At 27.7% G+C, this 10,307-nt stretch carries 7 protein-coding genes and 1 pseudogene; 4 read left to right on the top strand and 4 right to left on the bottom strand.

Going from position 1 to position 10,307, the window contains the following annotated elements:
* A pseudogene (locus Q1X91_RS14505) lies at window positions 1-140 on the bottom strand (ATPase); the annotation flags it as partial.
* A 429-nt stretch (window positions 141-569) separates the two neighbouring features.
* Between Q1X91_RS14505 and Q1X91_RS14500 the strand changes: the two are divergent.
* The 3 genes from Q1X91_RS14500 (at window position 570) to Q1X91_RS14490 (ending at window position 5,476) form a co-directional block, all read left to right on the top strand.
* The gene (locus tag Q1X91_RS14500) at window positions 570-2,075 is read left to right on the top strand and encodes a sodium-dependent transporter (RefSeq protein ID WP_300759129.1); all 1,506 of its coding nucleotides are present in this window, start codon (window positions 570-572) and stop codon (window positions 2,073-2,075) included.
* A gap of 23 nt (window positions 2,076-2,098) precedes the next feature.
* Entirely contained in the window at window positions 2,099-2,194 is a 96-nt protein-coding gene (locus tag Q1X91_RS14495) for a MetS family NSS transporter small subunit (protein ID WP_013114021.1), read from the top strand.
* A 180-nt stretch (window positions 2,195-2,374) separates the two neighbouring features.
* A complete protein-coding gene (locus tag Q1X91_RS14490) occupies window positions 2,375-5,476 on the top strand; it encodes a PD-(D/E)XK nuclease family protein (protein ID WP_300759126.1) in 3,102 nt (1,033 codons plus the stop codon).
* A gap of 746 nt (window positions 5,477-6,222) precedes the next feature.
* On the opposite strand, the gene Q1X91_RS14485 is transcribed toward Q1X91_RS14490, so the two are convergent.
* The 3 genes from Q1X91_RS14485 to Q1X91_RS14475 form a co-directional block, all read right to left on the bottom strand.
* The gene (locus Q1X91_RS14485; protein ID WP_300759124.1) at window positions 6,223-6,645 is read right to left on the bottom strand and encodes a C-GCAxxG-C-C family protein; all 423 of its coding nucleotides are present in this window, start codon (window positions 6,643-6,645) and stop codon (window positions 6,223-6,225) included.
* 44 nt (window positions 6,646-6,689) lie between these two features.
* On the bottom strand, window positions 6,690-7,664 hold the full coding sequence (locus Q1X91_RS14480; protein WP_300759122.1) for a beta-ketoacyl-ACP synthase III: 975 nt from the start codon (window positions 7,662-7,664) through the stop codon (window positions 6,690-6,692).
* 64 nt (window positions 7,665-7,728) lie between these two features.
* Window positions 7,729-8,355 carry a queuosine precursor transporter gene (locus Q1X91_RS14475; protein WP_300759121.1) on the bottom strand — a complete coding sequence of 209 codons (627 nt, stop codon included), beginning with the start codon at window positions 8,353-8,355 and terminating at the stop codon, window positions 7,729-7,731.
* Window positions 8,356-8,505: 150 nt separating this feature from the next.
* On the opposite strand from Q1X91_RS14475, the gene Q1X91_RS14470 reads away from it, so the two are divergent.
* Window positions 8,506-9,612, top strand: a complete 1,107-nt coding sequence (locus Q1X91_RS14470; protein ID WP_300759119.1) for a pseudouridine synthase — start codon at window positions 8,506-8,508, stop codon at window positions 9,610-9,612.
* Window positions 9,613-10,307: the final 695 nt, after the last annotated feature.

Genomic DNA, 10,307 nt, shown 5'->3' with positions numbered 1-10,307 from the left:
ATTATTTTTAAATTATGCACAGTTTCAAAACCTAAGTCTTCAAGTACAGCATTTACTATGTTCTCTAATATGTCCTCATTTCCTACAGAGCCTAAAAGACAGCGTACAAAATAATCGTTCATTCTGTTTATGTTACGCATTTAGATTATACTCCAGATTTTTTATAAGTAAATAAAATATATAAACATTAGTTAAACAAATTTTTTATGAAAAATAAGCCAAGAAAATAGATTTTTTTGATTTTATTTCATAAATTATTTTTAATTATAAATTTTATAGATATATCTTTTTAATAAATTTATAAGCAGTGCCTAAAAAGAATATAATACAGCTATTATTTACAATCTAATTACCGCACACCATAACAAGCCTACAAATGATAATTTTTTAAGCAAGAAATACAAAGAACAATATTGTGCCGTATAAAAACAAAGATATATTTATATTGTCTATCTTTATGTGAAAAACAAAATAAAAAAATTCTATACAAAGTATTGATATTTAAAGTGTTTTCATATATTATATAAATTTAGTATATATAAATGAAAAAAATAAAGGAGAGAAAAAAGATGAGTCATCATCATCACAGAGGACAATGGGGAACAAGAGCAGGTTTTATACTTGCTGCAATAGGTTCTGCCGTTGGTTTGGGTAATATATGGCGTTTCCCGTATATGGTTGCATCTAATGGCGGCGGAGCTTTTATGATAGTTTTTCTTATAGCTATGCTTACAGCTGGTATACCTATAATGATATTAGAGTTTTCTATAGGACACAAAACTCATAAAAGTGCTCCTGGTGCTTTGAAGGCACTTAATCCGTCTTGGGAATGGTTAGGCTGGCTTCAGGTATTTACATGTTTTGCAATAGTTGTTTATTATTCTGTTATTATTGCTTGGTCATTATCATATGGACTTTTTTCTATTCAGGGATTAAAATGGGGAACTGATACAGCTGGATTTTTCACAAATGAATATTTAAAACTTCAGAGCGGTTTTTCATTAAGTAATTTTAATATTGGTGTTGCAATACCTTTAATTATTGTTTGGGTTATAATACTTATTTCTGTTATTGGCGGTGTTAAAGACGGTATAGAAAAAGCTAATAAAATATTTATGCCTTTATTAGCTGTTTTAGTAGTAATTATTCTTATTAGAGGTGTAACTTTACCTGGTGCTTTGGCAGGTCTTGATTATATGTTCAAACCTGATTTCTCTAAACTTACTAATCCTAAAATTTGGATAGATGCTTACGGACAAGTATTTTATAGTATGTCTGTTGCTTTCGGTATCATGATTACTTATTCTAGTTATTTACCTGATGATTCTGATATAGCAAACAATGCATTTATGACAGGTTTTGCTGATACTAGCTTTAGTTTATTTGCTGGTATTACAGTATTTAGTATAATAGGTTATATGGCTCATTCTCAAGGAAAAGCCGTTGCTGATGTAGCTGGAAGCGGCGGTATAGGTTTGGCATTTATGGTATTTCCAGAAGCTATTAACTCTCTTCCGGGCTTAAACGGAATATTTGGTTTAGTATTCTTTTTAGTTCTTGCATTTGCTGGTCTTACTTCTGCTATTTCTCTTGCTGAAGTAGTAATATCTTCATTTATAGATAAATTCCATTTCAACAGAAAAAAAGTAAGTATTATTATTATAGTAATACAAGGTGCTATATCTATGGTATATGCTACTGGAAGCGGACTTTCTATACTTGATATAGTGGACGCTTTTGTAAACAATTATAATATTGTAGTAAGCGGACTTATAGAGATTATATTAGTTGCTTGGGTATATAAACTTGGTTCATTTAAAGAAACTATCAACACTGTAAGTGAGTTTAAAGTTGGCGTTTGGTGGGATTTCTGCTTGAAATTCTTAACTCCTATATTCTTAGCTGTAATGCTTTCATTAAAATTAATTAATGATTTCAAAACTCCTTATGGCGGTTATCCTACTTGGGCTTTAGTTGCTTTGGGTTGGTCTATGCCTGTTATAGCATTTATAGTGGGTATATTATTTGCTAAGTTTAAAGACAGACAGCCTAATGTAACTCATCAATCTAAATAAAATTAAATAAAGGAGATAAAATTATGGGAATAGATTCTGCTATATTTATGGGACTTAGTTTGCTAGCCATATGGGGAGGTTTTGCCTTCTTTCTTAGTATAGCTTTAAGAAAAATGTAATATACAAAAAAAATTTGATAAAGGCATGGACTTATTTAGTCTATGCCTTTTTTATATGAAACAGATAAATCTTATAAAAGACTGCTTCTTTTGAGCTGTATAAAGTATGGAAGGAGTTGAATAAAAAATTGACAAACTCAAAAATTTTCAGTATAATAGAATAAAAAAGTGATTTTTGTTATGCCAGAATTAATTTTATTTCCAAATTATAAAGCAAAAAATAATTATCTTAAAGATAAATTCAAAAACTATACAATGGATATCAGTAATTATCAGATACTGCATAAATATTATAAAGACAATAAAGAGACTTTTTTTATAAATTACAGAATAGATAATCAAAAACAATATATAGATGAATCAATTGCAATAATCAATATTCATAACATATTAGATGAATATAAATATAATAATAAAAACTCTGTAATAGCGAAACAGAATATTACATACGAACTTGCATACACATTCTATAAACTTATAGAAGAAATTACTTTGGCTAAATTTTACGGTTTTGATTTGAATAATTATAAAGAGCTTAAAGAGATAAATACAATTATAAAGCATTATAAAGAATATAATAAACAAAATGATCTCTTAGATGAGTTTGATATATTTGAGCTTTTCATAGAGGCTATAAAAAACAGAGAACTTGATTATTTGAATGAGTATAACAGTATAATCATTTACGGTTTTGAAAAGATACCGCCATTGCATTTAATATTTTTAGAAAGCCTCAAAAAATATTATAATATAAATATTAAAGTGGAACTGCCTTATGACATGAAAAAATATTTTTATGATTATAGATCATTTTATCAGGGAATTGATAATTTTGATATTAGTACTAATTCGGATTTTTCAAAATCTCTTATAGATAAAACTAATTTAACTAAATATAAAGAAAAAATCAAATTCATATCTGGTTTCGGAGCAAAACAGGAAGCTGATACGGTAATAGATGAGATTATAAAATTAATAAAAAACGGTATCCCATTATATGATATAGGAATAATATTTTCGGATATTCAAAAATACAGTGATATAGTTTCAAGAAGATTAAAAGAATGTTCTATTAAGTTTAATGAAAGAAGGGCTAATTTTGTTTGGAAAGTACCTATAATACCAGTGCTTACTTCTATATTTTCTATACTTGATAAATATAATGGAGAGCTTAATATAGACGCTTTAATAAAGGTTCTCTCTTCTTCATATATGAAAAATCTTGAGGGATTAAATCCTTATAATATAAGAGATTTGATTTACTCTTATGATAGGTATGATAAATATAATTCGGTAGAAATATATTCAAAGATGGCTTTTAATGACTTTAAGGATAAAATAGCAAGAAAGTTCAATAATAATAACACTTCAAAAACTATAATAGAGTTTATTGATTTGCTTAATGTATTGGTATCAAAGAAAACTTATAAAGAGATAGGACTTGCTTATATAAATATTTTAAAATTTCTAAAAATTGGTTCTATATCTTATGATGATGAATATGAAAAAGAATATTATAATAGAGATAATGAGGCATTGGCACTCTTTATTGATTTAGTGCTTACTATATCATATACTGAAGAGATAGAAACAATAGAAAATGAGAGCATAAGTCATTTCGATTTTCAAACTGCTTTGAATGTATTATTAAGAGATAAATCTCTTATGGATAATGATGATAAAGAAATTTCTCTTACAGTTAGTAATTTATATGATGCTAGAGGACTCAGATTTAAGCATTTATTTATATTGGGTATGAATAATGACTTTATAAACAGAAGACCAAATGTATTTTTTATAGGAGAGAAATTAAGAGAAAGTATCAATAAAGATTTGAAAAAGCATGCATTTAATACTCAGCATTATTTGTCTGATATTTCTTATGCTTTATTTTTGAATATATTATCTTACTGCTATGAAGACAGTCATGTTTATTTTTCTTTCAGATTAAAAGATGATAATGGTAATTTGGAAGTTCCTTTTTATTATCTTGAAGATTTATATAATGAAATGTATCATAATGATTTTAAATTTGATAACTTAAAAGAAAACGGACTTATATACAGAAAAGAATATATACAAAAAGAAAATAATATTCATACTAATAAAGAAAATTTAATGAGTTTATTTTTTAATCATGAAGCAGCATATTATATAGATGATGTTAAAAATATTATGAATAAAGTATATCATAAGAGAAATAAAAACGGATATAATAATTTTGATGATAAAAGCGAAGAGATAAAAACATTTTTCTATAATATTTTTAAAAGTCCAGTTTCAGTTACAACTCTTCAGTCTATAATGGAATGTTCTGCCAAGTTTTTTTATTCGAGTTTATATCAGAAAGATTCTGTTGAGGCAAAAGTTCAGGGTATTAACCGTGCTGATAAAGGTATTACCTATCATAAATTTTTTCAAAAGTTTTATAAAGATGTACAAGATAAATCATCTATTTTTGACTGCTCGCTTAAAGAAGAAGAGTTTAATACATACTGCAATATAGCTGATGAAGTAGTGGAAGAGCATATTAATAAAATGATAGAATCATATTCAAAAAAAGATTTGGAAGAGAGGTATTTTATTGAGTATAAATTAGATCAAAATATTATAAAAAAAGAAGCATTAAATGTTATGCATGCCTTTATAAAAAAAGAGATAATAACAAATAAGTTTAAAGATATGAATGAAGGCTATCATTATATACCTTTTGATTTTGAAAGACGTATAGGATTCGATGAAAGAGAATATATAATATATAAAAAAGGAGATTTTACATTAAAGATAAGAGGTGTAATAGACAGAATAGATTTCAGTTATAAAGATGATAAATATAAAAATATAAACGGGGTTAGAATTGTTGATTATAAAGGAAGCCCTAGAACAGAAAAAAAAGATAAAAAAGAAAAAACAAATATAGAAATTATAAAAGATACAATACTTACATATCTTCAGCCTATACTTTATTTGAAATTAATTTTAAGCGAATATATAAAAAAGAATATAGCAGAAAAAATAGAACACTGTGAAGTAGTATTTACTATATACAGAGAAAAAGATGTTATAGATGAAAACACTGAAATAAATGAAGTGTATAATGACAGAGATTTTTTGCTTTCAGTATGCGGATATATAGAAAGCGAATATAATTTGAATAATTATTTTGATGAAATATTTGAAGATATTTTAAATGGAAAACTTAAATACAATCCAAGTATAACTAACTGCGATGGCTGCTATAATGCTCCTTACTGTGAACATGTATATCAAAAAGAAGAATAAAATAAATATAAAAAATGATAATTAAAGTATTGACAAACTATAGTTGTTTAATGCATATACTGAAAATTTTTAAGTTTGTCAATTTTTTTGTTGTTCTTTTTCCCTCCTGCCCCCCACTTCCTTCGGTCGCAAAAGAACTTGGGTTGCCGAAACCAAAGGTGGACTTCGTCGGCACGCAGAGCGAAAAACGCAACTGCTAGAACTTTATATTTAAAATATATGTTTTATATTTAAAATATATGTATTAAATTTAAGGTATAGCCTAGATTTAGACTAAAAATGCAGTCTTTTTGGTTCTTTGTGCCAACAAAAGAACTGGGGGGTGTGGCACGACTGTGTGCTTCGCAGGGCTAGTCCCCACAAATAATAAAAACAAAAAAAATAATTTTTGACAAAATATAGTTGTTTAGGTATATACTAAAAATTTTTAAGTTTGTCAATTTTTTTATTCAACTTTTTCCAGCCTCAAAAAGCTGCAAAAAGTGCAAGTGTAAAAATAATACTAAATAGTACTAATTTATGTTTTACATGTAGAATAAATTACTAAATTTAGCCTGAAATATAGCCTTTCGCTGGACTTCGTCTGCACGCAGAGCGGGCACGACTGTGTGCTTCCATAATTAAAAACAAAATATAACTTCATTTTTGACAAACTGTATTTGTTTATGTATATACTAAGTAGTTAATATAAAAATAAGTGAGGATTTTTTATCTTCTCACTTATTTTTTATACTAAAACATATTTTTTACTTATCTTTTCTATATTCTTTATATTTTTCCATTAATTCATCAAATATTTTAGCCGCTTCAAATATTAGATAATCGCATCCGTTTTCTGGGTGTCTATATTTTTCTACTAATAAGTCACAGTTTGTACTTTTCATCTTCTCATTAAATTTCGTTATATATTCTGCTTCTATTTCTTTTACGAGAGTTCCTTCATGTCCTCTTTCTTGTATAAACGCCTTAGAAAAAGCCATTATACCGCCAGTTAATACTCCGCAGGTAAGTCTCATAGCCATACCGCCTCCGAAACCAGCAGCCAATTTTAAATCATTTTTATCTATATTCAAATCATATACTTTATTTGCTCCGTAAAGCATTTTTTCAGCACAATTCAAATCTTCTTCTTTACCGAATCCTGAAGTTAAATATTCATATAATGTCATTTTTATAACCTCTTTTAATTATAATTTTTAAAACTTTATTATTTCTAAAATTTTATTAAAGTAGAACCCCAAGTAAGACCAGCACCAAAAGCAGTTAATAGTACATAATCACCTTCTTTTATAGCCCCATTTTCAAATGCTTCTGTAAAAGCTATACCCACACTTGCAGCAGATGTATTTCCGTATTTTTGTATATTAACATAAAACTTATCATCTGTAAGAGACAAAGTTTTGGCAACAGCATTCATTATTCTAGTATTTGCCTGATGTGTTATTATAAGTGATAAATCTTTTAATTGTAAATTGGCATTTTGTATAGTTTTATTAATAGTATGATCAAAGGTTTTTACAGCTTTTTTAAATACTTCTGTACCTTCCATATATATAGTATTTGTTTTATCTAAAACATTTTCTTCTGTAATAGGAGAAACACTTCCGCCGCCTTTTACTATAAGTATGTCTGGATTAGATTCTGAGCCTATATCAGTAGCTATAATACCTTTGCCCTCATCTGAAGCCTCTAGCAATGCACTGCTAACCCCATCTCCAAATAGTATGGCAGTACTTCTGTCTTCCCAGTTGAGTATATCCGAACATTTTTCTGCAGCTATTATCAAAACCTTTTTGCATTCGCCGCTTTCTATTAACGATGCTGCAGTATTTAAAGCATATATATATCCGGAACATGCTGCTGATATATCAAAAGAAAGGCATGAGTTTTTTATATTAAATGCCTTTTGTATAAGTCCTGCTGTAGAAGGAAAAGTGTACGATTTTGTAGAAGTAGCAACTATTACAGCATCGGCATCTTCTATTACAGCTCCTTTTTCTTTAAGTTTTTGTACAGCTTTAACTGCCATATCTCCAGTGCTTTCATCTTTGTCCGCTATTCTTCGCTCTTCTATTCCAGTTCTTGTAACTATCCAATCATTATTGGTATCCAATGTTTTTTCTAAATCATAATTTGTAACAACTTTTTCAGGCAAATATGATGATAAATATTTTATACTAGCTTTCATATTGTTTTTTACTCTCTTAATTGTATTTTTTTAATATAATTTTTAATATAAAAAGAAACAGCAATTAATTTTTATCTTTTACCAAATATATCATAGGTACGCTTATTACAGTAACCGCATATTTTACAATAAAGTTAAATATAAATATTGCAACCAAGGCGTCAAAAGGCAAAGCACCCCAAAATGCTATAATCACAAATACCAAGTTATCTACTGGTATACTGAAAGCATTGCTTATTAATACTCTAAGCCATTGATATTTTTTTGTAATTTTAGTAACAAATAAATGATATATTTCTGTATCTACAAGCTCGGATAAAGTGGAACCGAGTATTGAAGCTATTGATATTCTAAGTACTGGGCTTAATGTTGCTTTAAATGCTTCATTAAACTGCCAGCTTGCATCTGCAGGTATTTGAGAGACTATATAAAAATAGATAGGGGAGAATATGTTAATAATGGCGGATACTATTATTAGTTTTTGAGTATTTTTCTTTCCTATGGTTTTATGAGCCATATCTCTGATTGTAAAGGCTAAAGGATATAAAAAAGTTCCTCCGTCTACTGCAAGTGTAAGAACATTTGCTATTTTTACGCTTGCTATATTTGATATCATTTGACATGCTATATATGAGCAGATTACAAGTATGCTTATAAATGAAATATTATATTCTTCTTTTGCTGTATCCATAATTAAAATCCGTAACTTTTTATTAATAAGATGATATATAATATATTAAAAATCAATTTTAGTCTATATGCATTTTATTAAGTTTTGACAAATTAATAAAATTAGTATATGATAAAGTCCGTTAAATTTTTTAGTGAGCATCTTATATATATGAAAAAACAAAAAAATGAAGAAGCAGTAAGACTTGTCAAAGTAATATTAGAATCTGGTTTTGCAAGCAGAAGAAACTGCGAGAAAGCCATAATGTCTGGAAGAATAAGAGTAAATAATGAGGTTATATTAGACCCTGCATACAGAGTAAAAGAATCTGACAGTGTTTCTATAGATAGGAAATTGATAGAAAGACAGAGAAAAAGATATATGGCATTATATAAGCCTTTAGGTGTTGTAAGCACTACAAAATATTTACCCGGAAGAAGAATAATTACAGAGTTTTTTAAGGGTATAAAGGAAAGACTTTTTTATGCTGGAAGGCTTGACTCTGAATCAAGAGGCATTATGATAATTACCAATGACGGAGAGTTTGCAAATATTATTACACACCCGTCTTATGAAATATTAAAAGTTTATGATGTTACAGTTAATGGAAAGATAGATTCAGAAAAATTATACGAGGCAAGCAAAGGCATTACAATAAAAAATGTTACATATTCTCCTTTTAAGTTTAAGATATTATCAAAAGGAAGAGTTCAGAGTAAAATACGTCTTACTATTAACGAAGGAAAAAACAGAGAGATAAGAAAGATATTTGATTATTTAGGATATAAGGTTATAGATTTGGAGAGGATATCTGTAGGCTGCGTAAGCAAGTATGATGAAACTTCAGGAACATTAGAAGCAGGACATATTAGAGACCTTACAAAAAAAGAAATAGACTTTTTCTTTAAACAGAAAGATAAAAAATTAAAAGATATAGAAAATATTTTTGCAAATGTTTCAGAATATGATATAGATGAAGACTATGGAGAAGATGATACTTACTCTGATACGTCCGATAAAACTGAACAATCAGAAAAAAAAGAAAAAAAGCATGATAAATCTAAATGGGCTAAAGCAAAGCCTAAGAAAAAAAGATTAATTACCAAAAAAGAAAATACATATAAGGCTAAAATAAATAAATCAAAACCTTTAAAATCTAAGAAAAAAAACAATTTTAAGAGTTTAGAAAATAAAGAGTATAAAAAAAATGATTCTAAAAAAAGAAGTTTTAATAAAAAACAAATTAATAGAAAAAATACTAATAAAAAAAGTATTTGAAAATAATATTAAGAAGATAGAACGTACTATTAAAAAATTTTTTCTTAATAGAAGTAAGAGACGGCAAAGAGAATTATCATTATTAATAACGGAAAAGTTTCAACTCTTTGAAAATTATTGAAAAAATCACTTTAGTATATACCTAAACAACTATAGTTTGTCAAAATTAGTTTTTATATTTTTATTATTTTCTGGTACTAGCCCTGCGAAACACACAGTCGTGCCCACCATGCATGTCTTCGGCAACCCCAGTTCTTTTGTGACACTGTCAGTGCCGTAGGCAGGCGAGAAGCAGGCACAGCCCACAGTCGCTAAAGGCTATATTTCAGTCTAAATTTAATAATTTATTCTATATATAAAACATAATTAGTACTATTTAGTATTATTTTTACACTTGCACTTTCGTGAAGCGTGCCTTTGGCAGCAACTTTGACGAAGTCCGCCTGCGACCGAAGGAAGTACTGTTAAGTAGGTGTGCGGCGGGAAAAAGTTGAATAAAAAAATTGAAAAACTTAACAATTTTCAGTATATATTCATCATAAACTTCTATTTACAAATGTAAACGTATAATTTTTAAATTTTATTCTCAATTCCCGCCCTTTAATTTTAAGCATTATTATGTTATTTATAAATTATTTTTTATCTTTTAGCTTTTACTGTTATTATAGCACCCACCCAAGCGATTTTTTAATTTA

This window comes from uncultured Brachyspira sp., from assembly GCF_949287625.1.
Lineage (GTDB): Bacteria > Spirochaetota > Brachyspiria > Brachyspirales > Brachyspiraceae > Brachyspira.
The sequence above is the reverse complement of the archived record's forward strand: the minus strand, read 5'-3'. Positions and strand labels throughout refer to the sequence as shown.

Coding starts and splice junctions, on each gene's coding strand:
- Q1X91_RS14500 (WP_300759129.1), top strand. CDS start 570: ATGAGTCATCATCATCACAGAGGACAATGGGGAACAAGAGCAGGTTTT.
- Q1X91_RS14495 (WP_013114021.1), top strand. CDS start 2,099: ATGGGAATAGATTCTGCTATATTTATGGGACTTAGTTTGCTAGCCATA.
- Q1X91_RS14490 (WP_300759126.1), top strand. CDS start 2,375: ATGCCAGAATTAATTTTATTTCCAAATTATAAAGCAAAAAATAATTAT.
- Q1X91_RS14485 (WP_300759124.1), bottom strand. CDS start 6,645: ATGACATTATATGAATATTTAACTTCAGGATTCGGTAAAGAAGAAGAT.
- Q1X91_RS14480 (WP_300759122.1), bottom strand. CDS start 7,664: ATGAAAGCTAGTATAAAATATTTATCATCATATTTGCCTGAAAAAGTT.
- Q1X91_RS14475 (WP_300759121.1), bottom strand. CDS start 8,355: ATGGATACAGCAAAAGAAGAATATAATATTTCATTTATAAGCATACTT.
- Q1X91_RS14470 (WP_300759119.1), top strand. CDS start 8,506: ATGAAAAAACAAAAAAATGAAGAAGCAGTAAGACTTGTCAAAGTAATA.